Source organism: Streptomyces sp. NPDC048600 (assembly GCF_055587025.1).
In genome coordinates, this window is the sequence record NZ_JBVJGZ010000029.1 from 44,400 (window position 1) to 65,450 (window position 21,051).

General features: G+C 71.8%; 20 protein-coding genes. 18 read left to right on the plus strand and 2 right to left on the minus strand.

All coding sequences use genetic code 11. The features are described from left to right. Window positions 1–23: 23 nt before the first annotated feature. Complete coding sequence (locus ACZ6SQ_RS31085) at window positions 24–644, minus strand: TetR family transcriptional regulator (protein WP_469567975.1); 621 nt, start codon at window positions 642–644, stop codon at window positions 24–26. A 145-nt stretch (window positions 645–789) separates the two neighbouring features. Here ACZ6SQ_RS31085 and ACZ6SQ_RS31090 point away from each other — a divergent pair, with 145 nt between their 5' ends. The 3 genes from ACZ6SQ_RS31090 to ACZ6SQ_RS31100 all read left to right on the plus strand — a co-directional run bounded on the left by ACZ6SQ_RS31090 (window position 790) and on the right by ACZ6SQ_RS31100 (window position 2,504). Then, entirely contained in the window at window positions 790–957 is a 168-nt protein-coding gene (locus ACZ6SQ_RS31090) for a hypothetical protein (RefSeq protein WP_356695219.1), read from the plus strand. A gap of 19 nt (window positions 958–976) precedes the next feature. Then, window positions 977–1,243, plus strand: coding sequence for a DUF4190 domain-containing protein (locus tag ACZ6SQ_RS31095; protein ID WP_386383491.1), 267 nt, complete (start codon window positions 977–979; stop codon window positions 1,241–1,243). A 91-nt stretch (window positions 1,244–1,334) separates the two neighbouring features. After that, window positions 1,335–2,504 (plus strand): cysteine desulfurase family protein, encoded by a 1,170-nt coding sequence (locus tag ACZ6SQ_RS31100; RefSeq protein WP_469567977.1) that lies wholly within the window; start codon window positions 1,335–1,337, stop codon window positions 2,502–2,504. Between the two features lie 54 nt (window positions 2,505–2,558). On the opposite strand, the gene ACZ6SQ_RS31105 is transcribed toward ACZ6SQ_RS31100, so the two are convergent. Continuing rightward, a complete protein-coding gene (locus ACZ6SQ_RS31105) occupies window positions 2,559–3,272 on the minus strand; it encodes an N-acetylmuramoyl-L-alanine amidase (RefSeq protein WP_469567980.1) in 714 nt (237 codons plus the stop codon). 60 nt (window positions 3,273–3,332) lie between these two features. Between ACZ6SQ_RS31105 and mnmA the strand changes: the two genes are divergently transcribed. From mnmA to ACZ6SQ_RS31180, 15 genes are all read left to right on the plus strand, one after another. Continuing rightward, on the plus strand, window positions 3,333–4,466 hold the full coding sequence (mnmA, locus tag ACZ6SQ_RS31110; protein ID WP_469567982.1) for a tRNA 2-thiouridine(34) synthase MnmA: 1,134 nt from the start codon (window positions 3,333–3,335) through the stop codon (window positions 4,464–4,466). A 102-nt stretch (window positions 4,467–4,568) separates the two neighbouring features. Continuing rightward, on the plus strand, window positions 4,569–5,108 hold the full coding sequence (locus ACZ6SQ_RS31115; protein WP_469567984.1) for an LOG family protein: 540 nt from the start codon (window positions 4,569–4,571) through the stop codon (window positions 5,106–5,108). Window positions 5,109–5,180: 72 nt separating this feature from the next. Further along, window positions 5,181–5,879, plus strand: a complete 699-nt coding sequence (locus ACZ6SQ_RS31120) for an SDR family oxidoreductase (RefSeq protein WP_469567987.1) — start codon at window positions 5,181–5,183, stop codon at window positions 5,877–5,879. Between the two features lie 436 nt (window positions 5,880–6,315). After that, the gene (locus tag ACZ6SQ_RS31125) at window positions 6,316–7,317 is read left to right on the plus strand and encodes a methionine synthase (RefSeq protein ID WP_469567989.1); all 1,002 of its coding nucleotides are present in this window, start codon (window positions 6,316–6,318) and stop codon (window positions 7,315–7,317) included. A 15-nt stretch (window positions 7,318–7,332) separates the two neighbouring features. Continuing rightward, window positions 7,333–9,531, plus strand: coding sequence for an NAD-dependent DNA ligase LigA (gene ligA / locus ACZ6SQ_RS31130; protein ID WP_469567991.1), 2,199 nt, complete (start codon window positions 7,333–7,335; stop codon window positions 9,529–9,531). A gap of 260 nt (window positions 9,532–9,791) precedes the next feature. Continuing rightward, window positions 9,792–12,056 carry a putative bifunctional diguanylate cyclase/phosphodiesterase gene (locus ACZ6SQ_RS31135; RefSeq protein WP_469567993.1) on the plus strand — a complete coding sequence of 755 codons (2,265 nt, stop codon included), beginning with the start codon at window positions 9,792–9,794 and terminating at the stop codon, window positions 12,054–12,056. Between the two features lie 342 nt (window positions 12,057–12,398). Continuing rightward, complete coding sequence (locus tag ACZ6SQ_RS31140; protein ID WP_389335955.1) at window positions 12,399–12,890, plus strand: cupin domain-containing protein; 492 nt, start codon at window positions 12,399–12,401, stop codon at window positions 12,888–12,890. A gap of 147 nt (window positions 12,891–13,037) precedes the next feature. Then, window positions 13,038–13,334, plus strand: a complete 297-nt coding sequence (gene gatC, locus ACZ6SQ_RS31145; protein ID WP_386383472.1) for an Asp-tRNA(Asn)/Glu-tRNA(Gln) amidotransferase subunit GatC — start codon at window positions 13,038–13,040, stop codon at window positions 13,332–13,334. A 3-nt stretch (window positions 13,335–13,337) separates the two neighbouring features. Further along, complete coding sequence (gatA, locus tag ACZ6SQ_RS31150) at window positions 13,338–14,840, plus strand: Asp-tRNA(Asn)/Glu-tRNA(Gln) amidotransferase subunit GatA (RefSeq protein ID WP_469567996.1); 1,503 nt, start codon at window positions 13,338–13,340, stop codon at window positions 14,838–14,840. Continuing rightward, on the plus strand, window positions 14,837–15,079 hold the full coding sequence (locus ACZ6SQ_RS31155) for a hypothetical protein (protein WP_469567998.1): 243 nt from the start codon (window positions 14,837–14,839) through the stop codon (window positions 15,077–15,079). The genes gatA and ACZ6SQ_RS31155 overlap by 4 nt, the downstream gene beginning before the upstream one ends. Window positions 15,080–15,094: 15 nt before the next feature. Further along, window positions 15,095–16,609 carry an Asp-tRNA(Asn)/Glu-tRNA(Gln) amidotransferase subunit GatB gene (gatB, locus tag ACZ6SQ_RS31160; protein WP_469567999.1) on the plus strand — a complete coding sequence of 505 codons (1,515 nt, stop codon included), beginning with the start codon at window positions 15,095–15,097 and terminating at the stop codon, window positions 16,607–16,609. A gap of 140 nt (window positions 16,610–16,749) precedes the next feature. After that, window positions 16,750–17,178, plus strand: coding sequence for a hypothetical protein (locus tag ACZ6SQ_RS31165; RefSeq protein WP_469568091.1), 429 nt, complete (start codon window positions 16,750–16,752; stop codon window positions 17,176–17,178). Window positions 17,179–17,464: 286 nt separating this feature from the next. Next, window positions 17,465–19,693 carry an MMPL family transporter gene (locus ACZ6SQ_RS31170; protein ID WP_469568002.1) on the plus strand — a complete coding sequence of 743 codons (2,229 nt, stop codon included), beginning with the start codon at window positions 17,465–17,467 and terminating at the stop codon, window positions 19,691–19,693. After that, window positions 19,671–20,231 (plus strand): GNAT family N-acetyltransferase, encoded by a 561-nt coding sequence (locus ACZ6SQ_RS31175; RefSeq protein WP_469568004.1) that lies wholly within the window; start codon window positions 19,671–19,673, stop codon window positions 20,229–20,231. The genes ACZ6SQ_RS31170 and ACZ6SQ_RS31175 overlap by 23 nt, the downstream gene beginning before the upstream one ends. 46 nt (window positions 20,232–20,277) lie before the next feature. Further along, window positions 20,278–20,832 carry a hypothetical protein gene (locus tag ACZ6SQ_RS31180; RefSeq protein WP_469568006.1) on the plus strand — a complete coding sequence of 185 codons (555 nt, stop codon included), beginning with the start codon at window positions 20,278–20,280 and terminating at the stop codon, window positions 20,830–20,832. Window positions 20,833–21,051: the final 219 nt, after the last annotated feature.

Here is a 21,051-nt window from a genome sequence, read left to right on the forward strand (position 1 = left end):
CCGCCGCAGGCACCCCCCGGACGTCAGTCCAGCCAGTACACCCGCCCCACACTGATAAGCCGCAACCGGCGGGACGCCACCCGCGCAACCCACCCCCGCTCCTCCTCGGACCCCGCCTCCAGGAACAACGAAGCCGTGCCCAGCATCTGATCGACGTACAGCCCGGCCAGCATCCGGACGTCGTCGTCGCTCCACCCCACCGCCTGCGGATCCTTCGCCAGCTCGGTCTTCACCTCCTCGGTGAACCGATCGAGCTGCTCCCGGATGGCCGCCCTCACCGACTGCACCCCACCGTGCCGCTCCCGGGCGATGAACCGGACGTGCGCGGGATGCGCCGCCACATGCCCGGCGATCAACTCCACCGCACGCGCGATGCGTTCCTCGCCGTCCCCCGTCGTGGACACGACGGTCCGGATCATCGGATGCAGACTGCCTAGCGCCTCCTCCACCAGCGCCACCCCGAGGTCCGCCGTGGACCGGAAGTGCCGGTAGAAGGCCGTCGGCGCGACGCCCACCGCCCGGGTGACCTCGCGCAGCCCCAGACTGCTCAGGCTCTGCTCCTCCAGCAGCTGGAGCGCCGCGTCCAGGAGGGCCTGACGGGTCTTGAGTTTCTGGGCCTGCCGGGCACCGAGGGTGTGACTCATGCCATGCAGTTAACAACTGTTCTCCGGAATTGGGAAGTCGCCCGGTGCGCTAGACTCTCCAGTCAGTGAACAACTGTTACTACAACCGTTCACCGAAGCTTCACGGGGCAGACCCGTGAGGCGTTCCGGAGGGGGATTACGTCCCATGCTGTTCCTCGTCGCCGCGCTGCTGCTGCTCGGTGTCGTCCTGGGCACCGTCGCCCACGCACCGCTCTCCTTCACCGTCGTCGCGGCCGCCGTCATCGCCGCCTGGCTCGGCGTCTTCGCCCTGCGCGAGCGCCACGCCCGCCGCCGGCACACGCCCACCCGCTGAACCGCCGGGAGTCAACGCCATGCATCTCACCGCACCGGCCGTCGGCCGGACCACCGCCCGTGACGCCGACGGCATGGCCGTCGCGTCCTTCGTCCTCGGCCTTCTCGGCCTGCTGGTCTTCAACTTCTTCCTCGGACCGATCGCCGTCGTCCTGGCGGCCGCGGCCCTGTGGCGCGGGACCCGGCGACGCGGCCGGGCCCTCCTCGGCCTCGGCCTCGGCGTGGCCGACCTGGTCGTGCTCGCCGCGTTCATGCACGCCGACAGCACCATCTCCTGGAGCTTCTAGCGCCCCAGGAGTCACCGGGGCCCCAGGGCACCGCGCGCGGCCGACACCGCACGCGGTGCCCTCAACGGCGCCCCGTAGAATCGGCGTCACCATGGCATACCTCGACCACGCCGCGACGACGCCGATGCTCCCGGAGGCGGCTGAGGCGCTGACCGCCCAGCTGGGCGTGACCGGAAACGCCTCTTCCCTCCACGCCTCGGGCCGCCGGGCCCGCCGCACGGTCGAGGAAGCCCGCGAGACCCTCGCGGAGGCGCTGGGCGCCCGGCCCAGCGAGGTCGTCCTCACCTCGGGCGGCACCGAGGCGGACAACCTCGCGGTCAAGGGCCTGTACTGGGCCCGCCGCGACGCCGACCCCGCCCGCGTCCGGGTGCTGGCCAGCCCCGTCGAGCACCACGCCGTCCTCGACGCCGTGCACTGGCTCGGCGACCACGAGGGCGCCGTGATCGAGTACCTCCCCGTCGACGCGCACGGCCGGGTCCACCCGGACGCCCTGCGCGAGGCCATCGCCGCCAACCCCGACGACGTGGCGCTCGCCACCGTGATGTGGGCCAACAACGAGATCGGCACGCTGATGCCGGTCCGTGAACTGGCCGACGCGGCCGCCGAGTTCGACGTGCCCCTGCACGCCGACGCGGTGCAGGCCTTCGGACAGGTCCCGGTCGACTTCGACGCCTCCGGCCTCGCCGCCATGACCGTCTCCGGCCACAAGATCGGCGGGCCGTACGGCATCGGCGCGCTGCTCCTCGGCCGGGAGTACAGCCCCGTGCCCGTGCTGCACGGCGGCGGCCAGGAGCGCCATGTCCGCTCCGGCACGCTCGACGTCCCCGCCGTCGCCTCCTTCGCGGTCGCCGGGCGGCTCGCCGTCGAGCACCGCGAGTGGTTCGCCCGAGAGATCGGCGCCCTGCGCGACGACCTGATCACCGCCGTCCGTACGGCCGTACCCGACGCCGTCCTCGGCGGCGACCCGGACCCTGCGGGGCGGCTGCCCGCCAACGCCCACTTCACCTTCCCCGGCTGCGAGGGCGACTCCCTGCTCCTGCTGCTCGACGCCCAGGGCATCGAGTGCTCCACCGGCTCCGCCTGCACGGCCGGCGTCGCGCAGCCCAGCCACGTCCTGCTGGCCACCGGCACCGACCCGGACCTGGCCCGCGGCACCCTGCGCTTCTCCCTCGGCCACACCTCCACCGCGGCCGACGTCGAGGCCGTCGCCAAGGCCATCGGCCCGGCGGTGGAACGGGCCCGCGCGGCCGGCCTGAGCTGACCCGGCCCGGGGCGTGCGCGGCCCTGCCCCCGGGGCGCGTCCGGCGCCAGGGCGCTAGGCCCTGCCCGCCCCCGTGCCCGACGGCCGCGGGCTGGGCGTGTGGGTGGCGGACGTACGCGCCCGCCGGACCAGTTTCAGATATCGGTCCCAGTCCCAGTGCGGCCCCGGATCGGTGTGGTCGGTGCCCGGCACCTCCACATGGCCGATGATGTGCTCGCGGTCGACCGGGATGTCGTAGCGCGCGCATATACGGGCCGTCAGCCGTGCCGAGGCCGCGTACATCGCGTCCGTGAAGGACGCGGGGTCCTCGACGAAACCGGCGTGCTCGATCCCCACACTGCGTTCGTTGTAGTCGCGGTTGCCCGCGTGGTACGCCACGTCCAGCTCGCGGATCATCTGCGTGATGTGGCCGTCGTCGCGGACTATGTAGTGCGCGGCGGCGCCGTGGCCCGGGTCCTGGAACACCCGCACCGCGCTCGCGAAGCTGCCCTGGGTGACATGGATGACCACCAGATCGACGCCGTAGTCCTCCGGCCGGTCCGCCCAGCGGAAGTTGGCCTCGGACGCGGGCGTCCAGCGGGCGCCCGTGAAGTCGACCTCGCCCGCCTTGCGCGGCCTGCGCACACCCGGCGTCCGCCACCACAGCCGCCGCAGTTCGTCGCGGGCGAGCACGGCCGTGCCGGCCGCCGCCGCCATGCCGCCGACGAGCAGGGCACGCCGCCTGATCCGCCGGTCGGTGTCCCGGGTGGCCCCCGTAGTACGTCCCATGTGATCCACAACGGATACTCGCGGGCCCCGGTTCCCGCGCCCCCGTACCCTGGAAGGGTTATGACTGACACCCCGCAGCGCTCCCGTCCCCTCCGCGTCCTCGCCGCCATGTCCGGCGGCGTCGACTCCGCCGTAGCCGCCGCCCGCGCGGCCGAGGCGGGCCACGACGTGACCGGCGTCCATCTCGCCCTCTCCGCGAACCCCCAGTCCTTCCGCACGGGCGCGCGGGGCTGCTGCACCATCGAGGACTCCCGCGACGCCCGCCGCGCCGCGGACGTCATCGGCATCCCGTTCTACGTCTGGGACCTCGCCGACCGCTTCCGCGAGGACGTCGTCGAGGACTTCGTCGCCGAGTACGAGGCGGGCCGTACGCCCAACCCGTGCCTGCGCTGCAACGAGAAGATCAAGTTCGCGGCCCTGCTGGACAAGGCCCTCGCCCTCGGCTTCGACGCGGTCTGCACGGGCCACTACGCCCAGGTGATCGTCGCCGAGGACGGCACCCGCGAGCTGCACCGCGCCTCCGACATGGCCAAGGACCAGTCCTACGTCCTCGGTGTCCTGGACGACCGGCAGCTGGCGCACGCCCTGTTCCCGCTGGGCGACACGGTGACGACGAAGGACGAGATCCGCGCCGAGGCCGAGCGCCGCGGCCTGGCCGTCGCCAAGAAGCCCGACTCGCACGACATCTGCTTCATCGCCGACGGCGACACCCAGGGCTTCCTCGCCCGGCGCCTCGGCAAGGCCGAGGGCGACATCGTCGACGAGGCCGGCACCAAGCTCGGCACCCACGAGGGCGCGTACGGCTTCACCATCGGCCAGCGCAAGGGCCTGCGCATCGGTGTCCCCGCCGCCGACGGCAAGCCGCGCTACGTCCTGGACATCTCCCCGGTGGACAACACCGTCACCGTCGGCCCGGCGGCCTCCCTGGACGTCACCGCCCTGTCGGCCGTCAAGCCCCGCTGGTGCGGCGCCGCCCCCACCGGCCCCGGCACGTACACCGCCCAGCTGCGCGCCCACGGCGGCGAGACCGAGGTCACCGCCGAGATCGTCGACGGCTCCCTGGAGGTCACCTTCGCCGAGCCGGTCCGCGGCGTCGCCCCCGGCCAGGCGATCGTGCTCTACGACGGCACGCGCGTGGTGGGCTCGGCGACGATCGCGTCGACCAGGCGCGCGGCGGCCCTGTCGAACCCGTGACCGTGACGGGCGCGAAGGCCGCCACGGGCGACTGCGTGGACGTGCGGTAGCGCTTCCGCCGCGTGGGACGGCGGCGGGGGCCGACCCCGTACGGTGGACGCCATGAACATCTGCGTCTTCCTCTCCGCCGCCGACCTCGACGACCGCTACACCCGCCCCGCGCGGGAGTTCGCCGAACTGCTGGGCAAGGGCGGACACACGCTGGTGTGGGGCGGGTCTGACGTCGGTCTGATGAAGGTCGTGGCGGACGGCGTGCAGTCGTCGGGCGGCCGGCTGCTGGGCGTCTCGGTCGGTTTCCTGGCCGCCAAGGCCCGCGCGGGCGCCGACGAGATGGTGATCGCCGCGGACCTCGCCGAGCGCAAGAAGCTGCTTCTGGAGAAGGCCGACGCCGTGGTCGTCATGGTCGGCGGCACGGGCACGCTCGACGAGGCGACCGAGATCCTGGAGCTGAAGAAGCACGGCCACACCGGCAAGCCGGTCGTGCTGCTCAACACCGCCGGGTTCTACGACGGCCTCAAAGAGCAGTTCCGCCGTATGGAGGACGAGGGCTTCCTGCCCCGGCCGCTCACCGAGCTGGTGTTCTTCGCCGAGGAGCCGGTGGGCGCGCTGGCGTACCTGGAGGAGAGCCGGGGCATCCGCTAGGGCGATCCGCCAGGGCGGTGGAGCGGCGGCGGTCCGGAGGTCCCGGAGGTCCCGGCGCGCGGGGGTGCGACCATGGCGGACATGGCAACTCATGTGATCACCGGGGCCGGTTCCGGCATCGGCGCGGCCGTGGCCCGCCGTCTGCACGCGCGCGGGGACGAGCTCGTGCTTCACGCGCGCGACGCGGGCCGTGCGAAGGAGCTGACGGCCGAGTTCCCCGGTGCCCGGACCCTGGTCGGCGACCTGGCGGACCCCGACCGGCTCAGCTGGGCCTTCTCCCACCAGACCCTGCCGGAGCGGGTGGACACCCTGCTGCACATCGCCGGTGTCGTCGACCTCGGGCCGGTCGGCGACCTGACGCCGAAGACCTGGCACCACCAGCTCAACGTCAACCTGATCGCCCCGGCCGAGCTGACCCGGCACTTCCTGCCGCAGCTGCGCACGACGCGCGGGCACGTGGTGTTCGTCAACTCCGGCGCGGGCCTGAACGCGCATGCCGAGTGGTCCGCCTACGCCGCGTCCAAGCACGGCCTCAAGGCCCTGGCCGACTCCCTCCGCCACGAGGAGCACGCGAACGGCGTCCGGGTCACCTCCGTCTACCCCGGGCGTACGGCCAGTCCCATGCAGGCCAAGGTCCATCAGCAGGAGGGCAAGGAGTACGACGCGTCGAAGTGGATCGACCCCGAGTCCGTCGCGACGACGATCCTCACGGCCATCGACCTCCCCGCCGACGCCGAGATCAACGACCTGACAGTCCGCCCGGGCCGCTGACCCCCGCTTTCCTCGCCCCCACCCGTCCCATCCCGGGGCAGCCGCCCCCGGCCTCCGGACCTTTACCCACCCACCACCCGAATCGCCCACTCAGGAAGCGGCGCCGAAGCCCCACACCCGTCTCGTCCTCAGGGACCCCGCCCCTGATCCTGGGGCCTTGCCCGCCCACCACCCGAAGCGGTCGGTCAGGAAGCGGGGCGGTCGGAGCCACTCAGCCCGTCTCGTCCTCGGGGGCTCCGCCCGCCACCCGAATCGGTCGGTAAAGAGCGGGCCCCGGTCCCACTCGGCCCGTCCGGCGATTGAGGACGAGGCCCGTTCAGGGCCGCGGCGGGGGCCGGGGGGCGGCAGCCCCCGGGACGGGACGGGTAGGGGCGGCGGGGGCGGGGGAAAGACCGGCCGGGGACGCCGATCCCGGCACCTACGTAGGCTTCGCAGCGTGAACGAACACTTCAGCTTCGCCCCCGCCACCGGCATCGGCTCCATGCCCGGCGGAGACGCCCGAGAGGCCGCCAAGACCGTCACCGGCAGCTTCGAGGACTTCCCCTTCCTCGCCGAACTCCCCGCCCGCGGCCCCGGCGCGGACATGATCGGCCGAACCGCGGGCCTGCTCGTGGAGCTGTACGCGCGCGTGGAGCCCAGCGGCTGGCGCCTCGGCGACCACCCGGGCCGCGACACCAAGCGGGCCCGCTCCTGGCTGGGAGAGGACCTCGACGCGCTGGAGGAGTTCACCCAGGACTACACCGGCCAGCTGAAGGTGCAGGCCGTAGGCCCCTGGACCCTCGCCACCAGCCTCGAGCTGAGGAACGGCGAGTCCGCGCTCTCCGACCCGGGCGCCTGCCGCGACCTCACCGGCTCCCTCGCCGAGGGCCTGCGCCAGCACCTGGCCGAGCTCCGCCGCCGCGTCCCCGGCGCCCAACTGGTCCTCCAGCTCGACGAACCGTCGCTGACCGCCGTACTGCGCGGCCATGTGAAGACCGCCAGCGGCTACCGCACCCACCGCGCCGTCGACCGGCAGATCGTCGAGGCCGCGCTCCGGGACGTGATCGGGGTGCACGAGGAGGGCCGGACCGTGGTCCACTCGTGCGCGCCGGACGTACCGTTCGCGCTTCTGCGCCGGGCGGGCGCGGTCGGCATCTCGTTCGACTTCTCGCTCCTCACCGAGCGTGACGACGAGGTGATCGGTGAGGCCGTGGAGGCGGGCACGCGGCTGTTCGCCGGTGTCGTGCCGACAGCGGACGGCCGATTGTCAGACCCTGCCGGTAGCGTCATGGGTGTCAGGACGCTGTGGCGCAGGTTGGGGCTGCGGCCGGGGCTTCTCCCGGAGGCGGTCACGGTGACTCCGGCATGCGGACTCGCGGGGGCCTCCCCGGAGTACGCCCGCCGGGCTCTCGCCCATTGTGTCCGGGCGGCGAGATCCCTCGCGGACAACCCTGAGTAACGGGAGGACGACACGGTGGCCGGCGACAAGCAAGCGGAGACGACGGTGCCCGCCGAGGCGCGGGAGCGGCACGTGCAGCTCGCTGAGCAGATCGAGGAGCACCGCTTCCGGTACTACGTGAACGACGCTCCGGTCATCAGCGACGCGGACTTCGACCAACTCCTGCGCACCCTGGAGGCGTTGGAGGAGGAGTACCCGGAGCTGCGGACGCCCGACTCGCCCACGCAGAAGGTGGCGGTCGAGTTCTCGACGGACCTGGCCGAGGTCGAGCACAGAGAGCGCATGCTCTCCCTCGACAACGTCTTCGACGACGAGGGTCTCGCCGCCTGGGCCGAGCGCATCCACAAGGACGTCGGCACGCCCGATCACCATTTCCTGTGCGAGCTGAAGGTCGACGGTCTCGCCGTCAACCTGACGTACGAGCACGGCCGGCTCACGCGCGCGGCCACCCGCGGCACGGGCCGGATCGGCGAGGACATCACTCCGAACGTGATGACCATCGCCGAGATCCCGCACCGGCTCGACGGTGATCATGTGCCCGATCTCGTGGAGATCCGCGGCGAGGTGTACTTCCCCATGGAGGACTTCGCCGGGCTCAACGAGCGCCGGATCGAGGCGGGGGAGAAGCCGTACGCCAACCCCCGCAACTCCGCCTCCGGTTCGCTGCGGCAGAAGGACCCGAAGGTCACGGCGACCCTGCCGCTGCACATGGTCGTGCACGGCATCGGCGCCCTGGAGGGCTTCGAGCCGCTCACCCGGCTGTCGGAGGCGTACGGCCTGCTCAAGAGCTGGGGTCTGCCGACCTCCCCGTACAACAGGGTGGTCGACGGTCTCGACGGGGTAAGGGAGTTCGTCGCCTACTACGGCGAGGCCGCGAACCGGCACTCGGTGGCGCACGAGATCGACGGCGTGGTCGTCAAGCTCGACGAGATCCCGCTCCAGGGCCGCCTCGGCTCGACCTCGCGCGCGCCGCGCTGGGCGACGGCGTACAAGTACCCGCCGGAGGAGGTCAACACCAAGCTGGTCAACATCCGTGTGGGAGTGGGCCGTACGGGCCGGGTCACGCCGTACGCGCAGGTCGAGCCGGTCACGGTGGCGGGCTCGGAGGTCGAGTTCGCGACGCTGCACAACCAGGACGTCGTGAAGGCCAAGGGCGTGCTGATCGGCGACACCGTGGTCATCCGCAAGGCCGGTGAGGTCATCCCGGAGATCCTCGGTCCGGTGGTCGACCTGCGGGACGGTACGGAGCGCGAGTTCGTGATGCCGTCGCAGTGCCCGGAGTGCGGGACGCCGCTGAAGGCGATGAAGGAGGGCGACGTCGACCTGCGCTGCCCCAACGCCCGCACCTGTCCCGCCCAGTTGCGTGAGCGGATGTTCTACCTCGCGGGCCGCGCCTGTCTGGACATCGAGCACTTCGGCTATGTGGCGGCGGCCGCCCTCACCCAGCCGCTGGAGCCGTCCGAGCCGCCCCTGGCCGACGAGGGCGACCTGTTCGACCTCACCGTCGAGAAGCTGCTGCCGATCAGGGCGTACGTCCTCGACAAGGACAGCGGGCTGCCCAAGCGGGACCCGAAGACGGGGGAGGACAAGGTCGCCACCGTCTTCGCCAACAAGGACGGCGAGGCGAAGAAGAACACCCTCGCGCTGCTGGCGAACATCGAGGCGGCGAAGACGCGCTCGCTGGCCCGCTTCCTCAACGGCCTGTCCATCCGGCATGTCGGCCCGGTCGCCGCGGAGGCGCTGGCCCGCGCGTTCCGTTCGCTCGACCGGATCGACGAGGCGAGCGAGGAGGAGCTGACGGCGGTCGACGGCGTGGGCGGGATCGTCGCCAAGGCCGTCAAGGAGTGGTTCGCCGAGGACTGGCACCGCGAGATCGTCCGCAAGTGGAAGGCCGCCGGAGTCACCCTGGAGGACGAGGGCGCCGGTGAGGACCAGGGGCCGCGGCCGCTGGAGGGCCTCACCGTCGTGGTCACCGGCACCCTGGAGCGCTACACCCGTGACGGCGCCAAGGACGCCCTCCAGAACCAGGGCGCGAAAGTGACCGGTTCGGTGTCGAAGAAGACCTCGTTCGTCGTTGTGGGTGACAACCCCGGTTCAAAACACGACAAGGCAATGCAGCTCAAGGTTCCCGTGCTGAACGAGGACGGCTTCGACATCCTGCTCGCACAGGGTCCGGAAGCCGCCGCGGAGGCCGCGCTTCCGACCGGGGAGTAGCGGTTGAAGGCCACCCGATCGGCGCATATCAGTTGCATACGGGTGGCACGGGCGTATTCGGGCAACCGTCGACGACCGCTGCCCGAGGAAGCCCTCCGCGTCCTACTGTTGAGGAATGCACCTGCCGGGCCCAGCCGCGGTCGGGGCATCCCCCCGCTTCTGGACAGCAGCGGGAAAGGGTTTTCCGACGCGGTGCCGATGCGGAACGTCGGGCATCGGGCCGCGGGGCGTGGGCACCGCCGGCTGTGAGAGGGACGGGAATGGAACCGACCGAGAGCGCCGCCCCGGACTCATGGCTGCGCCGGCTCTCCGGCGCGTGGCGCGAGGGCCGGGCACAGCGTTGGCGGTCCGGCGCGTCCGACCGCGCCGCCGACCAGGGCGGCCCCGATCTGCTCGCCGGTCCGCTCGGCGCCGATCCGCTCGGCACCCGTCCACTCGGCACGGCGCCGCTCGCGGCCGGCCGCGTCCCCGGACTGCACGGCGGCGAGGCCGACCGGACCCCGACCTGGCCCGCCCTGCCCGCCGCCGTCGTCGCGGCCGCCGGCTTCGCGCTGGGCGCCGGTTTCTACCGCGCTTTCACCGGCAGCCACGCCCTCTTCCCGTCCGGTACGGCCGGCTGGTCGCTGGCCGTGCTGACGGGTCTGATCGTCGGCCATCTGGTCATGCTCGGCCGCGCCCGCTGGTGGGGCGGCACGGGCTCCGGAGCCGCCCTCACCCTCGCCGTCCTGCTGCTGTACGGCTGGGTGCCCGCCGGGATGGTCAGCCTCACCGTGGTGGTGCTGGTCGGCATAGCCCGCCGCAACCGCTGGCGGCAGGGCGTGCTGCACGGCGCGGTGGACATCCTCGGCATCGGCGCGGGCGCCCTGACGCTGGCGGCCTTCGGCCGGGTGCCGTCGGTGGAGCACTCCTGGAACCCCGAGGCGTGGACGGTCTACACCGTGCCCGAGATAATGCTGACCGCGGGCGCCTATCTCGCCGTCTCGCGCGTCCTGCTCTGGTACCTGCACGCGCCCCGCTCCGGCGGGCTGCCGACGATCGCCCGCACCGCCCTGCTCAGACAGGGCCTGGTCGCCGTCGCGCTGCTCGGCATAGCGCCCCTGGTGTGCGTGGTCGCGATCGCCAAGCCGATCCTGCTGCCGCTGTTCGCGATCCCGCTCATCGCCCTCGACTCCACCTTGTGGATAGCCAGGGCCCGGGCCGAGGAGCAGTTGCGCGACCCGCTCACCGGACTGCCCAACCGGCAGTGGCTGCTGGAGCGCATCTGGACCGCCCTGGACGACGCCGACCGCATCGGCGCCCGCGCGGCCCTGATGCTGATCGACCTCGACCGTTTCAGATCGGTCAACGACACCCTGGGGCATCTCGCCGGAGACCGGCTGCTGCTCCAGACCGCGGACCGGCTCCGGCTGGCCCTCCCGCGCGGCGCCGAGGTCGCCCGGCTCGGCGGCGACGAGTTCGCCGTCTTACTGCCGGTCGCCGACTCCACCACCTCAGCGACCCGCATCGCCCGCGGCATCGTCGCCGCGCTCAGCTCCCCGCTCGACCTCGACGGCCTCACCCTGGTCCTGGAGGCCAGCGCGGGAGTCGCCGTCTTCCCCGACCACGCGCTGGACGCCGAGGGCCTGCTGCGCCGCGCGGACGTGGCGATGTACCAGGCCAAGCGGGACCGTACGGGGGTCGAGGTGTACGAGTCCAAGCGCGACTCCAACACCCCCGACCGGCTCGGTCTGCTGGCCGACCTGCGCCGCGCGCTCGACGCGCACGAGGTGCAGCTGCACTACCAGCCCAAGGTCCGCTTCGACGGACAGGTGGCCGGCCTGGAGGCCCTGGTGCGCTGGGTGCACCCGGAGCGGGGCAAGGTGCCGCCGGACGAGTTCATTGCCATCGCCGAGTCCTCCGGCCTGATGCCGCACCTCACCGAGTACGTCCTGGAGACCGCGCTCGGGCAGGTCGCCGAGTGGCGCTCCCAGGGGCTGTTCGTGCCCGTCGCGGTCAATGTCTCCCCGCGTGATGTGCACACCCCCGGTTTCGCCGGTTCGGTCGCCGCGCGGCTGGCCCGGCACGGGGTGCCCGCGGGGGCGCTCCAGCTGGAGATCACCGAGCATGTCCTCCTGGAGGACCCCCAGCGCGCCGCCGACACCCTCGCGGGGCTCACCGGGCACGGCGTGAAGATGTCCCTCGACGACTTCGGCACGGGGTACTCCTCGCTCGTGCATCTGCGGCGGCTGCCGGTGAGCGAGCTGAAGATCGACCGCTCGTTCGTGGCGCGGCTCGCCGTCGACAACGAGGACGCCGAGATCGTGCGCTGCACCGTCGATCTCGCCCACTCGCTGGGGCTTCTCGTCGTTGCCGAGGGGGTCGAGGACGACGAGACGTGGGAGCGGTTGCGGGATCTGCGGTGTGATGCGGTGCAGGGGTGGCTGGTCGCTGCGGCCATGCCTGCGGATGAGACGACCGCGTGGTTGCGGGCGCGGGGGGTTCGGGGGTGGGAGCGGCCCCGGGCGGCTCTGCCCGCCGCCGAGTAGTTCTTCGCCGCGTTTGGGGTGTGCCGCGTTTGGGGTGTGCCGCGGTTCGTCGTCGTGCGTCTGCGGCGGTGTTGTGGCTTGTCGCGCAGTTCCCCGCGCCCCTAATGACCTGCGCCGTTCCCCGCGCCCGCCCCTGAAGACTCGTGTAGTTCCTCCCGCCCCCTGAGAGATGTGCGCCGGTCCCCGCGCCCCTAAGGGTCTGCGCAGCTCCCCGCGAACCTGGAGGCTCGCGTGCCCCTGGGAGATTGCCGGACCGCTGGTCCTTGTGCTCTCGGTGGGATTCATTTCGGGTCCATGGGCGTTGTGAAGGTGACTGGTGGGCGGTTCTCAGGGGGTTGGGGCGTGTCGTTGTTCGTGCCGGGGTTCGATGAGACCGTTGTCGTGCGGGACGCCGACGCGGAGGTGGTGGGTGCGGACCCGGTGGCCGTGAAGCTGCTGGCCGACAGCAGTGCCACCGGAGGGGCGCTGTCCACGGTCCGGGTCACGCTGGGGGAGGGGGCCGACGGCGCCAGGCCGCATCTGCACCGCAACTCCGCGGAGATGTTCTTCCTGCTCGACGGCGCCCTCGACGTCCTCTCCGGCGACGACGTGGTGACCGCCGGGCGCGGTGACCTGGTCGTCGTCCCGCCGGGCCGGCCGCACGCCTTCGCCGCCGTCCCGGGCAGCACGGCCGATCTGCTCATCGTCATCACGCCCGGAGTGGAGCGCTTCGAGTACTTCCGCCACCTCAGGCGCATCCGTCTGGGCGAGGTCGGCCCGGAGAGCCTGCTGGAGGTCCAGGACCTCTACGACAACCACTTCCTGGGCAGCCCCGCATGGGACGCCCGCCGATGAGGGCTCAACCGTTTAACGGGCACAGCCCCCCGCCCCCTAGGATTGGGGCTAGTCGTCACATTCGCGTCTGCCCCGCGGGCGGACGACGGGAATGTGACGACTAGCCCCAGCCCCGAACCACACACACTCACCCCAGAGGATCGCTGCATGCCTGGCATCACGCGCGAGGAGGTCGCCCACCTCGCCCGGCTGGCGCGTCTGGAGCTGAAGCCCGAAGAGCTCGAACACTTCGCGGGACAGCTGGACGACATCATCGGCGCGGTCGCCCGCGTCAGCGAGGTCGCCGACCAAGACGTACCGCCGACCTCGCACCCGCTCCCGCTGACGAATGTCATGCGCCAGGACGAGGTGCGTCCGTCGCTCACCCCCGAGCAGGCGCTCTCCGGCGCCCCGGCCCAGGAGCAGCAGCGTTTCAAGGTGCCGCAGATCCTGGGGGAGGACTAAGCCATGACGGACAACGTCACCATCATCAAGCTCACCGCCGCCGAGACCGCCGCGAAGATCGCCTCCGGTGAGCTGACGGCCGTCCAGGTCACCGAGGCCCACCTCGCCCGCATCGAGGCCGTCGACGAGAAGGTGCACGCCTTCCTGCACGTCGACCGTGAGGGCGCCCTGGCGCAGGCCCGTGCCGTGGACGCCAAGCGGGAGGCCGGCGAGAAGCTCGGTCCGCTCGCCGGTGTGCCGCTCGCGCTCAAGGACATCTTCACCACCGAGGGCATCCCGACGACCGTCGGCTCCAAGATCCTCGAGGGCTGGATCCCGCCGTACGACGCGACGCTCACCAAGCGGCTGAAGGCCGCCGACGTCGTCATCCTCGGCAAGACCAACATGGACGAGTTCGCCATGGGGTCGTCGACGGAGAACAGCGCCTACGGCCCGACCGGCAACCCCTGGGACCTGACCAAGATCCCCGGTGGCTCCGGCGGCGGTTCCTCCGCGGCCCTCGCCTCCTTCCAGGCGCCTCTCGCCATCGGCACCGACACCGGCGGTTCCATCCGTCAGCCGGCCGCCGTCACCGGCACGGTCGGTGTGAAGCCGACGTACGGCGCGGTCTCCCGCTACGGCATGGTCGCCTTCTCCTCCTCCCTCGACCAGGGCGGTCCCTGCGCCCGCACGGTCCTGGACGCGGCCCTGCTGCACGAGGTCATCGCCGGGCACGACCCGCTGGACTCCACCTCCATCGACGCCCCGGTCCCGCCGGTCGTCGAGGCCGCCCGCAACGGCAGCGTCGCGGGCATGCGCGTCGGCGTGGTCAAGCAGTTCCGCGGCGAGGGCTACCAGGCCGGTGTCATCCAGCGCTTCGACGAGTCGGTCGAGCTGCTCAAGGAGCTGGGCGCCGAGATCGTCGAGCTGGACTGCCCGTCCTTCGACCTGGCCCTGTCGGCGTACTACCTGATCGCGCCGTCCGAGTGCTCCTCCAACCTCGCCCGCTTCGACGGCCTGCGCTACGGCCTGCGGACCGGCGACGACGGCAGCCACTCGGCCGAGGAGGTCACCTCCCTCACCCGTGAGGCGGGCTTCGGCCCCGAGGTCAAGCGCCGCATCATGCTCGGCACGTACGCCCTGTCGAGCGGCTACTACGACGCGTACTACGGCAGCGCCCAGAAGGTGCGCACGCTCATCACGCGCGACTTCGAGAAGGCCTTCGAGCAGGTCGACGTGATCGTCTCCCCGACGACCCCGACCACCGCCTTCGCGATCGGCGAGCGCGCCGACGACCCGATGGCGATGTACCTCGCGGACCTGTGCACCATCCCGACCAACCTGGCGGGCAACGCGGCCATGTCGCTGCCCTGCGGCCTCGCCCCGGAGGACAACCTGCCGGTCGGCCTCCAGATCATCGCCCCGGCGATGCAGGACGACCGGCTGTACAAGGTCGGCGCCGCCGTCGAGGCCGCCTTCGTGGAAAAGTGGGGGCACCCGCTGATCGAGGAGGCTCCGTCGCTGTGAGTAAGGCACTGTCGAAGGCCAAGGGCTTCAAGAAGTCCAAGTCCGGCCTGTACCTGTCCATGGCCACCACCGCGTTCGGTGCCGTCACCGTCGCCAAGCAGGCCAAGAAGGCCCGCGTGGAGAGCGACACGCTGCGCCTGATCGACGCCGCCGTGTCCGCCGCCGCCATCGTCACCGGCCTCGCCATCCTCTACCGCGAGCTGAAGCGGCTGGGCGACGACGACGTCCTGCTGGGCTGAGAGGGAAGTTTCACCGTGACCACCACGACCGACCTGGTGTCGTACGAGGACGCGCTGGCGTCGTACGACCCCGTCATGGGCCTCGAGGTCCATGTCGAACTCGGCACCAAGACCAAGATGTTCTGCGGCTGCTCGACCGCGCTCGGCCAGGACGCCAACACCCAGACCTGCCCGGTCTGCCTCGGCCTGCCCGGCGCGCTCCCGGTCGTCAACGCGACCGGTGTCGAGTCCGCCATCAAGATCGGCCTCGCGCTCAACTGCGAGATCGCCGAGTGGTGCCGCTTCGCCCGGAAGAACTACTTCTATCCGGACATGCCGAAGAACTTCCAGACCTCCCAGTACGACGAGCCGATCGCCTTCAACGGCTACCTCGACGTACAGCTGGAGGACGGCGAAACCTTCCGCGTGGAGATCGAGCGCGCCCACATGGAGGAGGACACCGGCAAGTCGACGCACGTCGGCGGCGCCACCGGCCGTATCCACGGCGCGTCCCACTCCCTGCTCGACTACAACCGCGCCGGCATCCCGCTGATCGAGATCGTCACCAAGCCGATCGAGGGTGCGGGCGAGCGTGCTCCGGAGGTCGCGAAGGCGTACGTCCGCGAGCTGCGCGAGCTCATCAAGGCGCTGGGCGTCTCCGAGGCCCGTATGGAGATGGGCCAGATGCGCTGCGACGTGAACCTGTCGCTGCGCCCGAACGGCACCGAGAAGTTCGGCACCCGCTCGGAGACGAAGAACGTCAACTCGCTGCGGTCCGTGGAGCGCGCGGCCCGCTTCGAGATCCAGCGGCACGCGGCCGTGCTGTCCTCCGGCGGCACGATCATCCAGGAGACCCGCCACTTCCACGAGGACACGGGGTCCACGACCTCGGGCCGTGTGAAGGAGGAGGCCGAGGACTACCGGTACTTCCCGGAGCCCGACCTCGTCCCGGTGGCCCCCTCCCGTGAGTGGGTCGAGGAGATCCGCGCGGCGCTGCCCGAGCTGCCGCTGGCCCGCCGTACCCGCCTCCTCGCGGAGTGGGGCATCTCGGCGACCGACATGCAGTCGATCCTGAACGCCGGCGCGCTGGACCCGATCGTCGCCACGATCGAGGCCGGTGCCGACGCCGCCTCCGCCCGCAAGTGGTGGATGGGCGAGCTGGCGCGCAGCGCCAACGAGTCGGGCAAGGCGCTGGACGAGCTGGCGATCACCCCGGCCCAGGTGGCCCGGGTCACCGAGCTCGTCACCAAGGGCGACCTGAACGACAAGCTGGCCCGCCAGGTCATCGAGGGCGTCCTCGCGGGCGAGGGCACCCCGGACGAGGTCGTCGACCAGCGCGGTCTGAAGGTCGTCTCCGACGACTCCGCGCTCGGCACGGCCGTCGACGAGGCCATCGCCGGCAACCCGGGCATCGCGGACAAGATCCGCGGTGGCAAGGTCGCCGCGGCCGGTGCCCTGGTCGGCGCGGTCATGAAGGCGACCCGCGGTCAGGCCGACGCGGCCCGCGTCAAGGAGCTGATCCTGGAGAAGCTGGGCGTCAGCGAGGGCTGAGCCCGTCATCGCGCGCAGGCCCCGGGGACGGTTGTCCCCGGGGCCTGTGGCATGTGCGGGGAGCACAGGGACTACGCTGCCGCGCCATGAACGGATCAAGCGATTCCGGCACCGCGGAGACGAGCGACCAGCCCGGGGACATATCCCCGCAGGCCCAGGACGGCACAGACGGCACAGACGGCACAGACGGCACAGACGGCACAGACGGCACAGACGGCACAGACGGCACAGACGGCACAGACGGCACAGAGGACGCAGAGGACGCAGAGGGCACAGACGCCACAGACGGCACGGACGGCCCCGACGAGCCCGGCGACCCGGTCGCGGCGGCCCGGCGGGCCCGCTGGACCTCCGCCGTCACAGGCGGCCTGCTGGCGCTCGCCGGAGCCGCCGCAGCCCTGCTCCGGCTCACCGGCTCCGCACCGGTGCTCGTCCCCGCCGCCTACGCCGTCGGCTCGGCGGTGTGCGCCACGGCCGCGTCCCTCGGCTCCCGGGGCCGCACCCGGCGGGCGCTGTGGCTGCTGATCGCCGGGGTGACGGTGATGGCGTTCGGAGACCAGTTCGACTGACGGGCGAGGCGGGGCGACGGACGCGGCCGTGGCGGGGCGGGTCGGCGGGTCGGGTCGGCGGGGCGCGGCGGGTCGGCGGGTCGGCGGGGCGAGGCGACAGATGCCCCCAGGGTCTCCTGTGAGGTGTCTCCCGTCTCCTGTGAATCAGCCCACGAACGCTCCAATGGATCATTTACACCTGTAAGAGTGACTAGGCATTGCTCATGCGTTCTTTGCGGGCTGTTCGGTTGATGTGCGACTGATCCCGGTCAAAGAGTGACATTCGGTCGATCAGGGAGCAGGTTTCGTGGCAGCCCTTGCACGCTGGTGTGTCCGGCACCGCCTCGTCGCCGTCCTGCTGTGGCTCCTCGCCTTCGGCGGGGTCACGGCCGCCGCCTCCGTCGCCGGAGCGGCGTACTCGAACAACTACGAGGTCCCCGGGACCGAGTCCGGCCGTGCGACCGAGCTGCTCCAGGAGGGCTTCCCCGGCCTCGGCGGGGACAGCGACACCGTCGTCTGGCACACCGACTCCGGCAGCGTCCGCGACGCCGACGTCGAGCAGACGATGAGCCGCACCCTGGAACGGATCGCCGAGCTGCCCGGCGTGGCCGACGTGCAGAGCCCCTACGGCGGCCACGGCACCGACCGGGTCAGCGAGGACGACCGTACCGCCTACGCCACCGTGACCTTCGAGAACTCCGTCGAGAACCTCGACGCCGGCCAGGTCGGGGCCGTGGTCTCCGCCGCGAAGGCCGCCGGGGCCGACGGGCTCCAGGTGGAGCTCGGCGGCAACGCCATCGCGCTCACCGACTCTTCCGGCGGCCACATCGCCGAGATCGTCGGCGTGGTCGTCGCCGCCGTCGTGCTGTTCCTCGCCTTCGGCTCGCTCGCCGCCTCGCTGCTGCCCATCGCGACCGCGCTGGTCGGTGTGGGAACCGCCTACTTCGGCATCGAACTGCTCGGGCACGTCATGACCGTCGCCGACTTCGCGCCCATGCTGGGCATGCTGATCGGGCTCGGCGTCGGCATCGACTACGCCCTGTTCATCGTCACCCGGCACCGGCGCGGCCTGAAACGCGGGCTGAGCGTCACCGAGGCCGCGACCAACGCCGTGTCCACCACGGGACGCGCGGTCGTCTTCGCGGGTGCGACGGTGTGCATCGCCCTGCTGGGCATGCTCATCCTGCGCCTGAACTTCCTCAACGGCGTCGCCATCGCCGCCTCGCTCACCGTCGTCCTCACCGTCGCGGCCTCCGTCACCCTGCTGCCCGCGCTGCTGTCCTTCATCGGGATGCGGGCGCTCAGCCGCCGCGAGCGGCGCAGGCTCGCCGAGCACGGGCCCGAGCCCGAGGTACCCACCGGCTTCGCCGCCCGCTGGTCGGCGTTCGTCGAGCGGCACCCCAAGAAGCTCGGCGCCCTCGCCCTCCTCGTGATGACGGTGCTCGCGCTGCCCGCGCTCTCCCTGCGCCTGGGCACCTCCGACCAGGGCAACAACCCCGAGTCCTCGACCACACGCCAGGCCTACGACCTCCTCGCCGACGGTTTCGGCCCCGGCGTCAACGGCCCGCTCACCCTCGTCAGCGAGGTCCACGGCGCCGCCGACAAGCTCGCCCTGGACAACCTCGATGCCACCCTGCGCTCCACCGACGGAGTCGCCGCCGTCACCCCGGTCACCTACAGCACCGGCGGCGACACGGCGTACCTCACCGTCGTACCGGAGTCCTCGCCGCAGTCCGGGCAGACCAGCGACCTGGTCGAGCGGCTGCGCTCCGAGGTGCTGCCGCGCGCCGAGTCCGGCACCTCGCTCGACCTCCAGGTGGGCGGCGTCACGGCCGGCTACGACGACTTCGCCGACGTGATCGTCGGCAAGCTGCCGCTGTTCGTCGGGGTCGTGATCGGCCTGGGCTGTGTGCTGCTCCTGCTGGCCTTCCGCTCGATCGGCATCCCGCTGAAGGCCGCCGTCATGAACATCGCCGCCGTCGCCTCGGCCTTCGGGGTCGTCGTCGCGATCTTCCAGTGGGGCTGGGGCAGCGAGCTGCTCGGCCTCGGACGCGCGGGCCCCATCGAGCCCTTCCTGCCCGTGATCATGGTCTCGGTGCTGTTCGGGCTCTCCATGGACTACCAGGTCTTCCTGGTCAGCCGGATGTACGAGGAGTGGCTGGAGACCGGCGACAACCGGCGCGCGGTCCGCGTCGGCCTCGCCGAGACCAGTCGGGTGATCAACTCCGCGGCCGTCATCATGATCTCGGTCTTCCTCGCCTTCGTGCTCAGCGGCGACCGCGTCATCGCGATGTTCGGCATCGCGCTCGCCGCCGCCGTCGCCCTCGACGCCTTCGTCCTGCGCACCCTGCTGGTGCCCGCGCTGATGCATCTGCTCGGCGGCGCCAACTGGTGGCTGCCGCGCTGGCTCGACCGACGCCTGCCCCGCATCAGCATCGAACCGCCCGAGACCCGTGCCGCGCATGAGAGGCTCGCGGATGTCGACCGGGAGTTCGAGCAGGAACTGGAGCGGGATGTACGCGATATCGCTGGGTGACGACGGCGCCGAACTCCGCCCCCTGGAGCCCTGGCACGCCGAGGAGTTCCTCGCGCACCTGGACCGGGGCCGGGAGTTCATCAACCGGTTCGTGCCCTTCGGGTCGCGCGCCACGGACGTGGCCACCGCCCGCGAGGCGCTCCAGCGCTACGCCGACTGGCGCGCCGCCGACACCGCGTCCCTGCACGGCCTGTGGCTGGAGGGCAAGCTCGTCGGCGGCGTCCTCTTCCTCAACTTCGACGCCGAGCAGGGCAACTGCGAGGTCGGCTGCTGGCTGGAGCCCGCGGCCACCGGGCGCGGCCTGATCACGCGCGCGATGCGGGTGCTCATCGACCACGCGGTCGACAACCGCGGCATCCACCGCGTCGAGTGGATCGCCGCCACCGGCAACACACCGAGCCTGAACGTCGCCCGCCGCCTCGGCATGACCTGCGAGGGCGTCCGCCGCGAGAGCCATCTGCATCACGGGGTACGGCAGGACCTGGAGGTCTGGTCGGTGCTCGCGCCCGAGTGGCGGGCCGCGCGCGGACGGTCGTAGACGATCATTAAGGGGCCTCTCAGACTCCGTCCGTACGGTGCGGGGCATGGGAACGAAGACTGTGGACAACGCGGCCGCCCCCGAGGCCGCCGCGACCGACGAGGCCACCGAGACGACCGAGGAGACCGGGGCGGAGACCTCCGAGCGGTCCGAGGCGTCCGAGGAGACCGCCGAGGCGTCGGAGGCCGCCGAGGACCGGACCGGGCCCTCCGGGGTCGGCCAGGGCGCGGGAGCCGTGGTCTCCGCCGCCCTCGGCCTGGTCTCGCTCACCGGCGGGTGGATCGGCACCGTCGCCTCGGCGCGCGAGTCGCTGATCGGCCAGCTGGAGACCTCCTCGTCCTCCAGCGTGGCCACGATGGTCAAGGAGGGCTACGGCGACGCCTGGCAGGCCAGTGCGCTGTGGGCGGGCCTGTTCGCGCTCGCCGCGCTGATCACCGGCGTCGTGGTGCTCGCCCGGCCCGCCTTCGGGGCACCCGGCGCGCCGCAGGCGCCCTGGATCAAGTCGGTCGCCTGGGCCGGTGTCGCGCTCGGCGTCGTCGGCCTGCTCCTGGCCGTCTTCAAGTACACCGGCGTACTCCTCGGCCTGCCCGCGACAGGCTGAACGAACCCGCAGGTCTACAGGGGTCCTGGTCGCCGCGTAAGTGCCTTACGCGGCGACCGGGGCCCCTTACCCGCGTCTAAGGCCCCCCGCGCCCCCGAAGATGCGGAACTCTCCCGATGTGGCGCACCCCCCTGGGAGACGAAGGTAGAGGCATCGCAAGAGAGCGAAGCCGAAAGACCGGCCCTCCACCGCACCGGAGACCGGACCTTCACCAGGGAG